Here is a 15,839-nt window from a genome sequence, read left to right as displayed (position 1 = left end):
TGCACTGAAGCTGATTGCGGCCAAGGGCAAGGTGCAGGTTCAAGCGCAGAGCGACAGCATTGAGGTGACCGCGGATAAGGATGTGACCGTCACCGCCTGCAAGGGCAAGGTGGAAATCGCCGCCGGCCAGGAAATCCTGCTCACCAGCGGCGGCGGCTACATCCGGCTCAAGGGCGGCAATATCGAAGTGCACTGCCCGGGTGAAGTCAGCGTCAAGGGCGCCAGCCACGCGCTCACCGGCCCGGCCAGCCTCAGCACGCCCACGCCCACCTTCAACAAACCGGGCATGGGCAATCTGCAAGTCATTCACGATTTCGCCAACGGCTACTCCATGGACCAAGGCAAATTCGTGGTCACCGACGCGCTGGGCGTCAAGCACAGCGGCGTGCTGGACGCCGCCGGCAAGGCCATGGTCAACGGCCTGCCCACCGGGCCGGCGCAAGTACAGTTCCTGGGCCGCCCGCACAAGAGCGAGGCGGACATCTTCCCCTTTGTGCCGCAGCCGGAGGCGGCGCTGCAAAAAATGGGCGCCGCGGTGCAGCAGCAGGCCATGAGCCAGCTAGGCAGCCTGGTGGGCAAGGCGCTGCCGCCCGGCGCCGCCGGCCTGGCGCAAAACCTGGCCCAGGCCAAAGGCGCGGTGGACCAGGCCAAAGCCATGGCCTCCCAAGCCCAGGCCGCGCTGCAACAAGCGCGCGACATCAAACAACTTGCCTCCGGCGCGTCCCTCCCCGCCGCCGCCGGCTGATCTAAGAATATCGTTTAAGAGCCCTCCTCCAACATGAGCACCGCAGCCCAAGCCAAACCCGTCGCCGTGATCAACGGCACGCCGCAAAACGCAGCCCAGGTCATCCAGCAAACCGGCAAGACCTTCGATCAATGGCTGCAAAGCATCAGCGACGGGCATCTGTCGGTGGACAGCCTCAAAACCATAGGCAGCGCGGTGCCCATCGTCGGCAACCTGATCTCGGTGGGCGACGTCATCGTCGATCTGATGGAGATGTCGGAAAAGAGCAAGAAAAAACAGGAAGTCGACGTTTTCGACTGGCTGTTTCTGGGCGTGGACCTGGTGGGCGTAGTGCCGGCTGCAGGCGGCCTGTTCAAAATGGGCGCGCGCCCCACGCTGAAGCTGTGCGCCAGCAGCGTGCGCCGCGCCGGCGGCGACTGGCTGAAAATGGAGCTGTCCGCCTCGCTGACCCAAAAAGTGGCCAATATGCTGCCGGCCGACTTCCGCAATATGCCGGACCAGTGGGTCAAGCACGTGGACAGCAAAATGCAGAGCACGCTGGAAACCTGCGGCGGCAAGGGCAAGGTCATCATCTCGGACCTGGCCAATCTGCTGATCAGCCTGGGCTCCGGCAACTTCAGCGGCTACGTCAAACAACACGTGCCGCAAGCGCCGGTCAAATACCACCTGGAGAAAACCAATAAGCAAGGCTTCTGGGCATCGGTGGGCGCGGAACTGGACGCACTGAACCGCGCCGCCGCCAACGCCAAGAAAGAAGCCGCCGCCGGCATGACCGTGGCCGCGGCCAAGGGCATAGACATGGCGCTGAAAGGCAGCGCCGCCGCTCGCATGATGCTGAGCCTGGGCCGCACCTTGCTGGCCTGGGCCGGCCAGCTCACCGCCAAGCTGCTGTCCATGTACTCCAGCCACCTGAAACCCTTGCTGAACAAATTGCTGGCAGCCTTCCTCAAGCACCTGCCCAAGAAGGCCGCCGCGGTGGCCAACAAAGTCACCAACAAGGCCAAGAAAGGCACCCAGCAGCTTTACCAGGAGATCACCAGCCGCTTCAAGGGCAAGATCAAGCCGCCGCCCAAATGCGCCTGCGCCGCCTCGCCCAACAGCATAGGCTATGTGCTGGGCGAAGAATCGCTGCAGCATACCGACTTCAGCCTGCCCGGCGTGCTGCCCATCGTCTGGACCCGGCAATACCGCTCCAATTTCGACGGCAACGACGCCCACGGCGATCTGGGCGCGCGCTGGGGCGTGGCTTACGGCGCGCGCTTCGACATTGAAGGCGAAGCGCTGAAGCTCCACGACGACAGCTGCCGCACCCTGGACTACCCCTTGCTGCCGGTGGGCGAATCCCTGAAGGACGAGCTGGAAGGCTTCACCCTCAGCCGCCTGTCCGACACCCTGATCTCCCAGACCTACGGCCACGATCTGGTGCAACTATACGAACGCCACGGCGACAGCTTCCGTCTGGCGCTGATCAAGGACCGCGCCGGCAACAGCATTGCGATGAACTTCCGCGACGGCCGGCTGATCCAGCTGGTCAGCAGCGCCGGCTATGTGGTGGATTTGGCGCATGACAAGCGCGGCCGCATCGTCCGCATCAGCCTGCAAGACCCGGAAACCGGCCTGCCGCTGCGCACGCTGGCGCAATACCAATACGACGACGCCGGCCCGCTGGCCGCGGATGCCGGCGACCTGCTGGCCGCCAGCGATGAAAACGGTCAAAGCTGGAACTACCAGTACCAGCACCACCTGCTGACCCGCTACACCGACCGCACCGGCCGCGGCATCCACCTGGAGTGGGACGGCAGCCACCTGGACGCGCGAGCCGTGCGCGAATACGCCGATGACGGCAGCCAAGACATCCGCCTGGCCTGGGACGACAACATCGACCTCACCTACGTCACCGACGCCTACGGCCGCACCACCGAGTACTACTTCGACGACAAGGGCTACAACTACCGCATCATCTACCCGGACCACAAGGAAGAATGGTTCGACTACGACGCCCAGAAAAACCTGGTCAACCACATCTACCCGGACGGCTCGCAAGATAGCTTCACCTACGACGACAAGGGCAATATGGTGCTGCACGAGCGCCGCGACGGCAGTGATGTCGCCTTTGCCTACGACGCTCAGGACAATCTGGTGGAGATCACCGATCCGCTGGGCGAAAAATGGCTGCGCGCCTACGACGACAAGGGCCAGCTGATCGAGGAAACCGATCCGCTGGGCCACAAAACCAAGTACGCCTACAACGAACAGGGCCTGCCGGTGGCCATCACCGACGCCAAGGGCGGCAAAAAGCAGATTGCCTACCGCCCGGACGGCCTGCTGCAGAGCTATACCGACTGCTCCGGCAGCGCCACCCAATGGCAGTACGACGAACGCGGCCGCGCGCAACTGATCGTCGACGCCATGGGCAGCGCCACCCGCTACCAATACGCGGCCAACGGCACGCTGCAAGCCATCGTCCAGCCGGACGGCCAGGCCACCCAGCTGGAACACGACGCCGAAGCGCGCCTGCTCAAGCTGACCGACCCGCTGGGCCGCGCCACCCATTACGACTACGACCAGGCCGGCCGGCTGCAAACCCGCACCGACGCCAACGGCCACAGCCTGGCCTACAAATACGACAAGCTGGGCCGGCTGACCGCGCTGCGCAATGAAAACCACCGCCAGTATTTGTTCGAGTACGATGCCGGCGGCCAGCTGATCAGCGAAACCGGCTTTGACGGCAGCGCCACCCGCTACCACTACAACCACGCCGGCCAGCTGGAAAAACAACAGGAAGGCGATGTCGCCACTCTTTACCGCTACGACCGCGCCGGCCGCCTGATCGAGCGCAGCGCGCCAAACAGCAAGGAAAGCTTCGGCTACGACGCCGCCGGCCGGCTGTACCAGGCCAAGAACCGCTACGCCAGCCTGCGCTGGATCTACGATCCGGTGGGCAACGTCATAGAAGAACACCACGGCTACAGCGTGGCCGGCGTCAAGGAAACCTACCGCTGGCAGCATGAGCACGACCCGCTGGGCAACCGCGTCGCCAGCGTGCGCCCGGACGGCCGCCGCGTGGACATCCTCAGCTACGGCAGCGGCCACGTGCACGGCCTGCTGTTCGGCCAGCGCGACATCATCAACCTGGAGCGCGACAAGCTGCACCGCGAAACCCAGCGCGTGCTGGGCAATGCCTTGCAGCAAACCCTGACCTACGACAAGGCCGGCCGCCTGGCCAGCCAGCGGCTAATGGGCGCCACCCAGTGGAACCGCCAATACCAGTACGACGCCGCCGGCCAGCTCACCGGCATTGCCGACAGCCGCGCCGGCCAGCTCAACTACCGCTACGACCCGGTGGGCCGCCTGCTGGAAGCCGCCACCCCCAAGGGCGTGGAAAGCTTCCGCTTCGACCCGGCCGGCAACCTGCTGGACAACGCTCCGGCCGCCGACGGCCACCAGAACAACAGCCTGCTGGGCAACCTGCTCAGTCAGTACGCCGGCCGCCACTACCGCTACGACAGCCGCGGCAATCTGGTGGAAAAACGCGTCAACGGCGCGCTCACCAAGCTGGAATGGGACAGCCACAATCGCCTGTCCCGCCTGACCGCGCCGGACGGCCAACGCACCGACTACCACTACGATCCGCTGGGCCGCCGCATCGCCAAAACCCAGGCCGGCCAGACCACGCTTTACGGCTGGGACGGCGACGTGCTGGCCTTCGAGACCCGCGATGAACAAGCGGTGCACTATCTGTTTGAACCGGACAGCTTCGCGCCGCTGGCCCAAGTCCACACCGAAGCCGTGCGCGGCGTCAAAGTACCCAACTGGAACCAGTACCGCCCCTACGACTCAGACCTGGACCCGCTGCGCAAACCGGCGCCGGAACCCAGCGAACCGACGGCGGTGTACTACTACCACACCGACCACCTGGGCACCCCGCAGGCGCTGACCGACGAACAAGGCGCGCTAGCGCTGGAGATGGACTACCAGGCCTGGGGGCAAGCGCGCGAAATCATCGCCGACGCCGCCAACAAGGCCGGCATCCGCAACCCCTTCCGTTTCCAGGGCCAGTACCAGGATGAGGAATCCGGACTGCACTACAACCGCCATCGCTACTATGATCCGGAGATCGGGCGCTTTATTTCGCGGGATCCGATTGGGTTGATGGGTGGGATTAATATCCACAGTTATGCGCCGAACCCAGTAGAGTGGGTGGACCCTGCAGGACTAGCTGGATATAAAATCAAAGCAAACACAGCAGCACCAGACACTCTTTCACGCGGTGTTCATGTTAATGCTCATGGTCCTGGTTTACCTGATAAAGGAGCACATATTTCCTTAAAACCCGACGGAAATAAGATTGCAGTTGTACCTGCGCCAGGTGATAAACCCACAAGGGACTTAAAAGACTCACAATGGAAAAATGCATGCAAGTGCGTTGAAGAATATCTTGACGACCCCAAGAATGTTGATCGCCTCGCAAAAGCGGCTCAAGCAGGAGCTGATATGCACAAAGGCTCTGGCAGAGCAGGGGAACTAAGCCAAGTTCGAGACATACTAAATGAGCATGTTCGAAATGGAACCAATCCAATGAGCAAGAGAAAATGAAAAACATTAGCTACATTAAATATGATTTTTTTGAAATACTAAAAGATTTTATTATTCATGGATATTCAAAAAAAACATTCCAACCCGCAAATGAAAAAAGAAATTGCACCTTCTTAGAAGAGTATGACTTTTACTTTGATGGCTATGATGGAGAAGGAATGTATGCAAAAGACACGTACATCAGAAACAATAAAAAACCAATAAATGCCGAGATAAAAATTTACACGACCAATTGGCAAGCAACCGCCAATGGAATTCAAATTGCACAAGGAGTTCGCCTACACAAAATAGTAGAAAAAATAAAAAAAGATGAAATATTAAAAAATGCTCACCTAGAACTTTTTTTTGACGAATCCTATGAAAATGGAGCACTAATTATAAATGACCTTATAGTTCTCCAATTTTATGCAAACAAAAAAAGCTCACCAAAAAACTATTTCATAATAACCATTGAGAGTGATTTTTCATTTGATGATGAAACCTTGAAAAAAAAGATCGCAACAAAAACGGCCAGAGTCCTCAATGAAAAGCCCCTACCACAATTCATCACGAAAAGCATAGCACTAGCACGATTAAAAAAAGCTTTATCTTCGAGTTAAAACATTAAAGCACTCACTCATTAAGACAATAAACACCTCGGCTATCTTATAAATTCTAACAACCAGACCCATTTATCTTAAAAACATTTCACCAGATCATAGGAATACAATTAACTAGCCCATACAACACCTCCAAAAAAATAAACACCCACAAAAATCATTGCAACACCAACCAACATGCTCAAATAAATAAACCGGCGATTGTTATTACAATAAATCACATTTAATTCCCAATTAAATTCAGCACCTATTTTATTGGTTCCGTTTTTCAAAATGCGATAAAACTCAAGCAAGCTGCACGTAGTAAACAACAAGCACCCAAGCACCTCTACATGCGGCAGATGCTAGCTGAATAGCTAAAGTGCATCGATAAAGCCCAGCTTACTAAATTATCACTCTAGGCCTGCATCGACACTACTCACAGTTAAAACGAGAGGGCCAATGAAGCATTTAAAGACAAGATGGAACCACTGCCATAAAGAAGAGCCATCAATCATTTACCAAGAGATTGACGACTCTTCTTATGAAATCAGAAAAATTGAAATCATGAAAGACGGCCAAGTCATTGGCTATGCATCTGAAGCAGGTGAATTTGGAGAATCTATACTCGCTGATCAGCAAATACCAACAATCGCGGAGATAAACCAGGAAGACGAGTTTATTGCCGAAGAAATAACAAGAATTGAATTCGAAAACGCTTGGAATTCTGCAGTTTCTAAGTATCATAAAAAACAATAACTACAAGATGAAAACTGATCATGCTTAAAAGCATCTCAGTACCTGTAAGATAACCCTCTCTGCTTCGGTATCCGTACCCCAGCAGTCCTCGCCGCCCGCTAGCGCAGACCGACGAACAAGGCGCGTTGGCGCTGGAGATGGACTACCAGGCCTGGGGGCAGGCGCGCGAAATCATCGCCGACGCCGCCAACAAGGCCGGCATCCGCAACCCCTTCCGTTTCCAGGGCCAGTACCAGGATGAGGAATCCGGACTGCACTACAACCGCCATCGCTACTATGATCCGGAGATCGGGCGCTTTATTTCGCGGGATCCGATTGGGTTGATGGGAGATCTAAATACCCACAGCTATGCACCCAACCCAATTGAGTGGGTTGACCCCTCGGGACTTAGCAAGAAGAAGGGGGCGCAAGCAACGAGTGTCGCAGGTTCAGGAGCTAATTCTTGCTCATGCAAATGTCTGAATAGGCGAGAAGCATTGAATAAAGCCAAAGATCTTGCAGGCATTCCGAGATCTCAACAGCCGACATCTCAATGGCAAGTTGGAGACGATGTAACTAAACAAGGATTTAAAAATTACAAGTACGCAACCAATCCCACACATCACGGGAGATTCTACGAGTACGTGGATGCGCGAGGACACAAAAAGGTTGTGGTTGAGCATACTAATGACTCAAACGAAAAAGGTCCATACCATGCTCACGCGGGCAAGGCCAAGGGTGATGACCCTCGCAACTATGACTTTAGAACATCCCCTTACCAAAAAATAAACGCCCCCAAAACGAACGACCATCATATTTACTACGGTTGCAAAAATGCCAACTGAAAAACTAATTGAGCACAGAGCAAAATCCTTTATTAAAAAAATTGAAGGATTAACTCATCATACAGTTTTAAAAATAAGCCCAAACGATTTCTCTAAAAACAGAGAATTCATTAGAGAGGAATGCAACATTGACTCAAGTCCAATTGAAAAAATACCACAAGAAAATACACAATACGCTTTAGAGACTCTCTCCGAGCTAATAACAAAACACCACAAACAAATATTTATTCCATTTGAGCAACCATACATTATTAAAGCAGACGTATTGAACCCACATTTATTCATAAAAAGCATATGGAGAGAAAATAACACCAGAGATTTTTTGATTTTTTTTGATAACAATGGAGGAACACTTGACTTGCAAGATAGAGAGGATGCCCTATATTTATTTCACACACCCATTAGAGGTAAATAAAGCTACTACACTTAAAGCAAAGAAGCACCATGATCCCAAGTTCTGTAGAAAAATTTTTAGCCTCTAGAAAAGTTAATGTTTTTCGCACCGATCCTGCATCTACTGCTACAGCATTAAAAAACCTTGGTGTAAGTGAAAATTCTCAATTTGGAGAGTTTTATCTAAAATACCAAGGGGCATTTATCAGTCCAAAAGACGAACCAGAGCTACTCGACATTGACGACGTAGCAATCCCCGCAATACCAGATCAAACTGAATACATCAAAGACGTGCACGAGATACCAGATAATTATCTCGCCTTGACAACAGATGAAAGTGAAGGCATGTATCTTTATGACAAAAACAATGAAGCAGTTTTGGATGTAAATTTCGAGGATATCAATCTATTAAAGCAAGGCACTCTTTCTGCGAAATGGAAAGATTTCAATAGTTTCATAAGCTGGTACTTCTCTTAATGGTTAGATTTGCTTCTTCATAAAAACCAACAGGTGATGCACTCCCTGTTTGAACCGGACAGCTTCGTGCCGCTGGCCCAGGCTCACACCGAATCCATGCGCAAAGTGCCGCACTGGAGGCAGTACCATCTCTACAACTCCTACCTAGAACCGCTGCGCAAGCCCACTCCAGATCCGACCGGGCCAACGGCAGCGTACTACCACCTAGGCACCCCGCAAGCTCTGACCGACAAGCAAGGTGCGCTGGCGTTGGAAATGGACTATCAGGCCTAGAGCCATGCGCGCGAAACCATTGCCGACGCCGCCAGCAAGGCCGACACTGGCAATCCCTGGTCGGCATCAGTGCAAGGAGTTCTGAGCTGCACGACAACATTCAGAGATCAGGCGCTTTATTTTATGGGACCAAATTGAGTTACCGGGGAATATAAATATCCACAACCATGCCCCAAACCTAATAGAATGGATTGGCCCATTTGGCTTAACATCGTAGAGAATCTACAGCACAAAAGGAACTTTAGCGGAAAGAATAAGCTAGAGAAAGTGTTCATAATGAAAAAAGAAATACTTCAAACCCTATTTCAAACACTAGATACGATATCTTTTTTTGAGAGTTTCAACACTGAAGAAACAGATATCAACATCGATGCGACTCTGTGCAAAGGAGTTGCCATTTTTGAAAAATCGATTCACTCAGAAGAGTGGGAGGACATTAAAGCAGAAGCCGCAGCACAATTAAGTACAATGCTCAACAAAAAATTCCAAAATCAGTATCAGGAATGGAATGCAGTCGCCAAAGAAGCTCGTCAATATTTTGACGAAAAAATAGAGCCAAAACTGAAGCCATTCGAAGACACATATGGATTAAAAGATCTAAAAGACGATATCGGGTATGACATCGTTCATGTCATCATTGAGGGATACTTCACAAAACGTGTCGGCATAAAGAAAATGCTTTTCAGTCGTTTATTCGACATATACAAATCCGGCAAAATTCCTTGTGGGTATTCAAAAAATCGTGAAGATGACTTCATTCGACCAACTGGGAAAATAATTTACCTTTAGGCCATTAATTAATGTCATCACCCAAAGCTTTTTCTCCGTAGGCATGAAGAACACTTTTCCAAGCATTGAGCACGCCATCAGTGCGAGGCAAAATCTAACCTGCGAACTAGACTCATTAAAAAACGACACAGATGCACTTAACGCTACCGTTCACTTAGTAAACAATATCACAGAATGGAAGTACTCACGCGGCATACTCTATACTCCAGAACGTTTCTTCAACGAACTCTTAGAAGAAAACCCTGGGAAACCGCTGCAAAAAAAGTACGCATCACCATTAGAGGCTAGAAGAAATGGCGTTGAAAGCGCGGGTTTCATCGATGATAGGCTTGTGTTAACAATAGACTCAGAGAAAGAAGATCCTGACTTTGTAAGGTTAACTGCAAACTTCATATCATACAAAAACTCTGAAATCATTATTCGCCGAACACATCATTATGATTTTACTGACAAGCCAGGCAAAAAGCCCGAGCTTGTTTCACTGACTACCATTAAGAAGCTATCAGAAAATATTGAAGTAAGCGTAGGCATATCAACACGTGGTGACTACGGTTATAAGGCCTTCTCCTTTAATGAAAAAAATTTAGTCGAGCATATTTACGTACTGGAATCCAGATATCAAAGCACTATCCGTTATGACTTACACTACACTGATGATAATCAATTAGAAAGCATTACAACCAAAGGAAGAGACAGCTACCCAGACATCATCACATGGAAAAACAAGCATATTTAAAATTTAATGCACAGAAAAAATAGGCCAATAATAAATTAAATAGATTTCAACTTGAAAATTAGGCCAACGCATTTCTATGTTTAAGTACTACCACCGGAAACCCCATACGAACGAACCAAATGAGTTGTGCGTGCAACCATCAAGGAAAGTCCATGGCCAATATAGATGAGGTTTGGGTTGATCTTATCTCCACCTTAATATTAAAAGCCAGATCAAGTGCCGGCATCACAGACATAGAAATCAATCAAGCCATTAGCAGCACAAATCAATTAATTACAAAATATAAAGGCAAAAAATCTTTGCCGATGGCGATCGTAAACATTCTTATTGACATGCAAGCCAGCCTGATAACAAGTGCGGACTGGCATAAAAATGAGAAAAAACAAACTGCAATGTCGGAGACCATATACAAAACCGCCTTAATCCTCTCCGATCTGGCAAGGGATATTACCGTTTAAACACAACAAACATCACAAATACCAATTGATTTACCCCCTCCCAAAGAACCTACTCAATCCGTCGTCTTTTAAATTAACCAAAATAATAAACAGAACATGAGCAATTAAGAAAACTCATGAAAATCATTGAAATAGAGCTTCCATTTTGGCAAAACCCTCAATTCCACATCATTACTGCACATCAAAGAGATATAGTTTACGCTATTTTTCGATGCTGGGATGATGATACCAAACCGGAACTACACCACTCCGGATGCGTCAAATTTACCGACGTTATTGCAACACAAGTACATAGCAAAACCAAACCCTACCTCCCTGATGATTTTGAATATAGGTCATCCATATGCGAAGCCATCGACTCTGACTGGGTCTCAGAACACATAAAATCCATCAAAGAATGGTCGCATGAGGATTTGGCAAAAGAAGACTACCATCATTACATTGTGAACAGTCACGACCATCAACTATCCATTATTTGCAAAAACTTTACTGCTCACAAAACACCACCCATTTCAGAAATATCATTTTCATTGCTCGGCTTTGACGTAGAATAAGCAATTGTGAAACATGAATTTAGACCATCAACTAATTCACCACCAATAACTTTAAAATTTTCTCGCCACACGTAAATGCTGTTCAACATGGTTTTTAAAGTTCAATAGAAAAGCTTGTTAGTCGCAGGGATAAAAGCCTAATAGCCTAGTTCACACAGGGCTATGCATAGACATCAAAGTAACACATTGAAGCCAGCGCCATCCCTACGACTCCGACCTGGAGTCACCATCGGCCCACTCCGAGCCGACAGCAGAGTACTACTACCATACCAACCACCTGCTCACCCCGCAGGCACAAAGCAACAAGCAAGGCACCCTGGCAAAGGCACTTAAATGAAATTCACCAATCTAGAAACAGCACAAGTCAAAGTCGCCATCAAAAAGATAAACACCACTAGCATTATCGAAATAATAGAGGAAGGCTTAATGCCAGAAGCAGATGTCTTGCTCTGCAGATACAAAGGGAAAAGCTTAAATATCAAAATCGACTTGGCCTATGGGGCAGAGATATGTCCAGTTGACAGTTTTTCGCCTCAGGAGATCAAGGATTTAGAAGATAGTATCGTTGCAAACGTACCCGCCAACTAATTGGACCAATTAGCTTTACTCCGACACCTTACGCGGCATCAAGGTGCTATGCAGATCCTACAACCCCGACCTAGAACCGCCGCACAAGCCCGTACACGAACCCAGCCAACCAACAGCGGTTCAGCACTACTACACCGACCACCTCGGCACCCCGCAAGCGCTGGCCGATAAGCAAAGGCGCGAAGCTAGAAATGGACTACCAAGCCTGGGACCAGGCACAGAGAATCCTAACAGCGACATCAATCCACTAACGCAAAAGCAAACTAGCACTGTTGCCGACCGATGCAACAACACCGAATCAAAGCCAAGCCGCAACAAGCCCAAAGCCCCATCCGGGGCTTTGGGCGTTTAGGAGAGTTAAGCCAGTTCCTGCATTTGCACCGTGGTCTGTTGCAAGCGGCGGGCGAAGGGTTCCAGCAGGCAATACATCTGCTCGCACTCCAGCGTGTCCAGATTGGATTGGTCCAGCATGGCCGCCAACGCGCTCAAAGCGCTGCTGACCTGGCCGAGTTCCAGACAGATCAGTTGAGCGCTGTGATGGAAGTGCTCGTCGTATTCGTCGAGCTGCTGCAACAGCGGGTCAATCAGGTTCAACGAGGGATTTTGCTGACGCAAGCTTTTCAGCTGGGACAGCAAGGTTGGCAGTGACGGGATGTGGAGGGTTTGAGTGGCGCTAGTCATGGCGACTCCTTGATGAGCATTATGCCCGCCCTCCGACGCTAAGCGGAGGCGGCGGGAACATGGCAGGATTAGCGTTACCGGCATCAAGGACCCGGCGCGTGCAAGCACGCTCCCACCATGACCCGCCCAAGAGTAGACGCATCTATGGTGTGTTCGGACATGAGATGCCGCATGTGCGGCTGTCCGCCCTGATGTTCGGAACGCTAATTCCGGTGCTGATGCACAGCACGGTCGGATTATCACGTGCTTGGAGCAGAGAGGCAAGGCGCTAGCGCCATTCCGCAGCGCCCTGCCAGATCGACGCTAGCTCAACAGCGGCGATGAGCCCTCCGCTTTACGGCGAAGACGGCGCGGCGCAGGCCTTTTCAATCCCCATCGCCTCACGCCTGCCCCTGGATTTGAGCTACGCCCGCCAGTCCCCTCCCCCCATCTGTCACACCAGCATGAAGTCTGCTACGCTGCCTATCCATTTCGACTCTGCGTCCTGCAGGATTTCATCATGCTTAAGTTTGATGTTCTGATCATCGGCAGCGGTCTGGCCGGGATGACCTTGGCCTTGCACCTGGCGGAAAGCCGCAAGGTGGGCCTGATTACCAAGCGCGATTTGCTGGAAGGCAGCTCCACTTACGCTCAGGGCGGCATCGCCGCGGTGCTGGACACCGAGGATTCGGTGGAGGAACACATCCGCGATACGCTGATTGCCGGCGCAGGGCTGTGCAATGAGGAGGCCGCGCGCTTCATTGTCGAGCACTCCAAGGAGGCCATTGATTGGCTGATTGCGCTGGGCGTGCCCTTCACCAAGGATGAAACCCACCGCACCGGCTATCACCTGACCCGCGAAGGCGGCCACAGCCACCGCCGCATTATCCACGCGGCGGACGCCACCGGCGCGGCGGTGACCAGTACGCTGGGGCAGAAGATCAAGGCTCACCCCAATATCACGGAGCTGGAAGAGCATATCGCCATCGATCTGATCACCTCGCGCAAGCTGGGCCTGCCGGGCAACCGCGCTTACGGGGTGTACGCGCTGGACAAGCAGGCGGACCAGGTGGTGACCATTGCCGCCAAGCACACCATCCTGGCCTCCGGCGGCGCCGGCAAGGTTTACCTGTACACCACCAATCCGGACACCGCCACCGGTGACGGCATCGCCATGGGCTGGCGCGCCGGCTGCCGGGTGGGGAATATGGAATTCATGCAGTTCCACCCCACTTGCCTGTATCACCCGCACAGCAAGTCTTTCCTGATCACCGAGGCGGTGCGCGGCGAGGGCGGCATCCTGAAGCTGCCGGACGGCACCCGCTTCATGCCGGAGCACGATCCGCGCGCGGAGCTGGCGCCGCGCGACGTGGTGGCGCGCGCCATCGACTTTGAGATGAAGAAGCACGGCCTGGATTGCGTCTACCTGGACATTTCCTACAAGCCGGCCCATTTCATCCGCGAGCATTTCCCCAATATCTACGCCCATTGCCTGGAGCTGGGCATAGACATCACCCAGCAGCCCATCCCGGTGGTGCCGGCGGTGCATTTCACCTGCGGCGGCCTGCTTACGGACCTGACCGGCCACACCGATGTGGACGCGTTGTACGCGGTGGGCGAAGTGGCCTGCACCGGCTTGCACGGGGCTAACCGGCTGGCCAGCAACTCCTTGCTTGAATGCCTGGTGATAGGCAAGGCGGCGGCGGAGGACATCCTGGCCGCGCCGGAGATCAAACTGCCCAAGATTCCGGACTGGGACGACAGCCAGGTAACGGACCCGGACGAGGAGGTGGTGATTTCCCACAACTGGGACGAGCTGCGCCGGGCGATGTGGGACTACGTGGGCATTGTGCGCACCAATAAGCGGCTGATGCGGGCGCAAAACCGCATCCGTCTGCTGTCCGAGGAGATCAACGAGTATTACCGCCATTTCCACGTCAGCAACGATCTGATCGAGCTGCGCAATCTGGTGCAGACTTCGGAATTGATCGTGCGGTCGGCGCTGCTGCGCAAGGAGAGCCGCGGCTTGCACTATAGCCGCGACTATCCGGAGAAGCTGGAGCAGGCGCAGGAGACCATTCTGACGCCGGACAGGCCGGCCGCCGGCGGCTGAGCGGCGGCGGCCCCCAAGACTTAGAACGTGTTTACGATCTCGCGAGCTAAGGCGAGACAAGGCGGAAACGAGCGAAAAAGCGGAATGTACTCGTGGTACATGAGCATTTTGAGCTCGGTTTCAACGCCGTATCGCCGACGCGCAGCAGATCGTAAACAGGTTCTTACACGCCGCCCAAGTAATCCATCTTACCCAGCGCCACGCCGTTGTGGCGCAGGATGGCGTAGGCGGCGGTGAGGTGGAAATAGAAATTGGGCAGCACAAAGCCCAGCAGATAGTTTTGTCCGCTGAAGCGGATTTCATCGCCGCGCACTTTCAGCACTACTTCCCGCGCCTCGCTGCCGTCGATCTGGGCGGCGTTGAAACCCTGCAAAAACGCCACGGTCTTGGCGATGCGCTGTTGCAAATCGGCAAAGCTGGCTTCATCGTCGGCGTAGCTCGGCACTTCGACACCAGCCAGCCGCGCGACACAGCCCTTGGCGCTGTCGCTGGCGATCTGCACCTGGCGCGTCAGCGCGAACATGTCCGGCGCCAGCCGGGCGTTGAGCAGCACTTCCGGCGCGATATTGCGCGCGGCGGCGTCGGCGGCGGCCTTGTCCAGGATGGCGGACAGATTGTTCAGGCCCCGGATCAGCGCCGGGACGGAGGCTTGGTACATGGAAACGGACATGGCGGGCTCCTGTCGGATGAGGAAAGGCGGACGCGACGGACATGCCGGCGCGTCGCCACAGCATAAGCCAATCCGCCGCCAGGAAACAGACGCCAGCCCGGCCACGGCCCATTCGGCACGACCCGCCGGAAACCGGCGAGCCCAGCGGTTTCACGCGCCCTCAAGGCTTCACGGGCAGGAGATGTGGATACTTTTCGAACCGGCGTAAACATTTTTGCAAGACGCCTTGGAGCCGATGCCGTCCAGGGTGAAATGCGGATCGCTCTTCTGATGGCAGCCTTTGGACACATTCAGCTGGCAGGCGGGCTTGTCGATCATTTCCTTCAGCGAATCGCTTTTATTGCGCAGGTAGGTGGTGGCCTCGGCCTGGGTGTAGGTTTTCACATCGCTGTTGTCGGGATCGTTCCAGCCTTTCTTGAAAGTGATCGCCGCATTGGCGGCCCCCATCGTCAAGGCGGCAAGCAAACCTGCCAATAGACACATCGCGCTTGTGGTTCTCATGAGCCTCTCCTGCCTGAGTGAATGGATGCGCGGCGCTGGCGGGCGACGCATGTCGGTCCAGGCCTCATGACAAACAATAGTGATTGAAGCGCCCATCGTTCACCTGACCCATCAGCCACTTGTCA

General features: G+C 53.4%; 17 protein-coding genes. 14 read left to right on the top strand and 3 right to left on the bottom strand.

The window, feature by feature from the left end; translation table 11 throughout:
• The 13 genes from MOV80_RS22555 to MOV80_RS22490 form a co-directional block, all read left to right on the top strand.
• On the top strand, positions 1-745 hold a 745-nt coding region (locus tag MOV80_RS22555; RefSeq protein WP_249605516.1), incomplete at its 5' end, for a DUF2345 domain-containing protein.
• 33 nt (positions 746-778) lie between these two features.
• Positions 779-5,341, top strand: coding sequence for an RHS repeat-associated core domain-containing protein (locus tag MOV80_RS22550; protein WP_118266515.1), 4,563 nt, complete (start codon positions 779-781; stop codon positions 5,339-5,341).
• A complete protein-coding gene (locus MOV80_RS22545) occupies positions 5,338-5,940 on the top strand; it encodes a hypothetical protein (protein ID WP_162896965.1) in 603 nt (200 codons plus the stop codon). The genes MOV80_RS22550 and MOV80_RS22545 overlap by 4 nt, the downstream gene beginning before the upstream one ends.
• 441 nt (positions 5,941-6,381) lie before the next feature.
• Positions 6,382-6,678, top strand: a complete 297-nt coding sequence (locus MOV80_RS22540; RefSeq protein WP_162896963.1) for a hypothetical protein — start codon at positions 6,382-6,384, stop codon at positions 6,676-6,678.
• A 137-nt stretch (positions 6,679-6,815) separates the two neighbouring features.
• Positions 6,816-7,502 carry an RHS repeat-associated core domain-containing protein gene (locus MOV80_RS23520; RefSeq protein WP_118266513.1) on the top strand — a complete coding sequence of 229 codons (687 nt, stop codon included), beginning with the start codon at positions 6,816-6,818 and terminating at the stop codon, positions 7,500-7,502.
• A complete protein-coding gene (locus MOV80_RS22525; RefSeq protein WP_249605515.1) occupies positions 7,492-7,917 on the top strand; it encodes a hypothetical protein in 426 nt (141 codons plus the stop codon). Before MOV80_RS23520 ends, MOV80_RS22525 begins: the two co-directional genes overlap by 11 nt.
• A 29-nt stretch (positions 7,918-7,946) precedes the next feature.
• Positions 7,947-8,372, top strand: coding sequence for an SMI1/KNR4 family protein (locus MOV80_RS22520; protein WP_249605514.1), 426 nt, complete (start codon positions 7,947-7,949; stop codon positions 8,370-8,372).
• Positions 8,373-8,408: 36 nt separating this feature from the next.
• Positions 8,409-8,645 (top strand): hypothetical protein, encoded by a 237-nt coding sequence (locus MOV80_RS22515; RefSeq protein WP_118266511.1) that lies wholly within the window; start codon positions 8,409-8,411, stop codon positions 8,643-8,645.
• 276 nt (positions 8,646-8,921) lie between these two features.
• Complete coding sequence (locus MOV80_RS22510) at positions 8,922-9,434, top strand: hypothetical protein (protein ID WP_162896958.1); 513 nt, start codon at positions 8,922-8,924, stop codon at positions 9,432-9,434.
• A gap of 43 nt (positions 9,435-9,477) precedes the next feature.
• The gene (locus MOV80_RS22505; RefSeq protein ID WP_162896956.1) at positions 9,478-10,170 is read left to right on the top strand and encodes a hypothetical protein; all 693 of its coding nucleotides are present in this window, start codon (positions 9,478-9,480) and stop codon (positions 10,168-10,170) included.
• Between the two features lie 152 nt (positions 10,171-10,322).
• Entirely contained in the window at positions 10,323-10,628 is a 306-nt protein-coding gene (locus MOV80_RS22500) for a hypothetical protein (protein WP_118266507.1), read from the top strand.
• A gap of 116 nt (positions 10,629-10,744) precedes the next feature.
• Positions 10,745-11,182: a hypothetical protein gene (locus MOV80_RS22495; RefSeq protein WP_162896954.1), complete on the top strand. Its 438-nt coding sequence runs from the start codon at positions 10,745-10,747 to the stop codon at positions 11,180-11,182.
• 333 nt (positions 11,183-11,515) lie between these two features.
• Positions 11,516-11,770, top strand: coding sequence for a hypothetical protein (locus MOV80_RS22490; RefSeq protein WP_118266505.1), 255 nt, complete (start codon positions 11,516-11,518; stop codon positions 11,768-11,770).
• A gap of 357 nt (positions 11,771-12,127) precedes the next feature.
• Here MOV80_RS22490 and MOV80_RS22485 read toward each other — a convergent pair whose 3' ends face one another.
• Complete coding sequence (locus tag MOV80_RS22485; RefSeq protein WP_118266503.1) at positions 12,128-12,451, bottom strand: hypothetical protein; 324 nt, start codon at positions 12,449-12,451, stop codon at positions 12,128-12,130.
• 499 nt (positions 12,452-12,950) lie between these two features.
• On the opposite strand from MOV80_RS22485, the gene nadB reads away from it, so the two are divergent.
• Complete coding sequence (gene nadB / locus MOV80_RS22480) at positions 12,951-14,543, top strand: L-aspartate oxidase (protein WP_107731502.1); 1,593 nt, start codon at positions 12,951-12,953, stop codon at positions 14,541-14,543.
• Between the two features lie 163 nt (positions 14,544-14,706).
• On the opposite strand, the gene MOV80_RS22475 is transcribed toward nadB, so the two are convergent.
• Both MOV80_RS22475 and MOV80_RS22470 read right to left on the bottom strand, forming a co-directional pair.
• Complete coding sequence (locus MOV80_RS22475) at positions 14,707-15,213, bottom strand: DUF1993 domain-containing protein (protein WP_118266501.1); 507 nt, start codon at positions 15,211-15,213, stop codon at positions 14,707-14,709.
• A gap of 168 nt (positions 15,214-15,381) precedes the next feature.
• Positions 15,382-15,714 carry a hypothetical protein gene (locus MOV80_RS22470; protein WP_141113311.1) on the bottom strand — a complete coding sequence of 111 codons (333 nt, stop codon included), beginning with the start codon at positions 15,712-15,714 and terminating at the stop codon, positions 15,382-15,384.
• Positions 15,715-15,839: the final 125 nt, after the last annotated feature.

This window comes from Chromobacterium sp. IRSSSOUMB001 (assembly GCF_023507765.1).
Taxonomy (GTDB): domain Bacteria; phylum Pseudomonadota; class Gammaproteobacteria; order Burkholderiales; family Chromobacteriaceae; genus Chromobacterium; species Chromobacterium haemolyticum.
Note: the sequence above shows the minus strand (reverse complement) of the source record. Positions and strands in the feature narration are given on the sequence as shown.

What these genes read in the sequence shown, in the direction of transcription:
- MOV80_RS22540 (WP_162896963.1), top strand. Translation starts at nt 6,382, where the DNA reads ATGAAGCATTTAAAGACAAGATGGAACCACTGCCATAAAGAAGAGCCA.
- MOV80_RS22520 (WP_249605514.1), top strand. Translation starts at nt 7,947, where the DNA reads ATGATCCCAAGTTCTGTAGAAAAATTTTTAGCCTCTAGAAAAGTTAAT.
- MOV80_RS22510 (WP_162896958.1), top strand. Translation starts at nt 8,922, where the DNA reads ATGAAAAAAGAAATACTTCAAACCCTATTTCAAACACTAGATACGATA.
- MOV80_RS22500 (WP_118266507.1), top strand. Translation starts at nt 10,323, where the DNA reads ATGGCCAATATAGATGAGGTTTGGGTTGATCTTATCTCCACCTTAATA.
- MOV80_RS22525 (WP_249605515.1), top strand. Translation starts at nt 7,492, where the DNA reads ATGCCAACTGAAAAACTAATTGAGCACAGAGCAAAATCCTTTATTAAA.
- MOV80_RS22470 (WP_141113311.1), bottom strand. Translation starts at nt 15,714, where the DNA reads ATGAGAACCACAAGCGCGATGTGTCTATTGGCAGGTTTGCTTGCCGCC.
- MOV80_RS23520 (WP_118266513.1), top strand. Translation starts at nt 6,816, where the DNA reads ATGGACTACCAGGCCTGGGGGCAGGCGCGCGAAATCATCGCCGACGCC.
- nadB (WP_107731502.1), top strand. Translation starts at nt 12,951, where the DNA reads ATGCTTAAGTTTGATGTTCTGATCATCGGCAGCGGTCTGGCCGGGATG.
- MOV80_RS22475 (WP_118266501.1), bottom strand. Translation starts at nt 15,213, where the DNA reads ATGTCCGTTTCCATGTACCAAGCCTCCGTCCCGGCGCTGATCCGGGGC.
- MOV80_RS22490 (WP_118266505.1), top strand. Translation starts at nt 11,516, where the DNA reads ATGAAATTCACCAATCTAGAAACAGCACAAGTCAAAGTCGCCATCAAA.
- MOV80_RS22545 (WP_162896965.1), top strand. Translation starts at nt 5,338, where the DNA reads ATGAAAAACATTAGCTACATTAAATATGATTTTTTTGAAATACTAAAA.
- MOV80_RS22505 (WP_162896956.1), top strand. Translation starts at nt 9,478, where the DNA reads ATGAAGAACACTTTTCCAAGCATTGAGCACGCCATCAGTGCGAGGCAA.
- MOV80_RS22515 (WP_118266511.1), top strand. Translation starts at nt 8,409, where the DNA reads ATGCACTCCCTGTTTGAACCGGACAGCTTCGTGCCGCTGGCCCAGGCT.
- MOV80_RS22485 (WP_118266503.1), bottom strand. Translation starts at nt 12,451, where the DNA reads ATGACTAGCGCCACTCAAACCCTCCACATCCCGTCACTGCCAACCTTG.
- MOV80_RS22550 (WP_118266515.1), top strand. Translation starts at nt 779, where the DNA reads ATGAGCACCGCAGCCCAAGCCAAACCCGTCGCCGTGATCAACGGCACG.
- MOV80_RS22495 (WP_162896954.1), top strand. Translation starts at nt 10,745, where the DNA reads ATGAAAATCATTGAAATAGAGCTTCCATTTTGGCAAAACCCTCAATTC.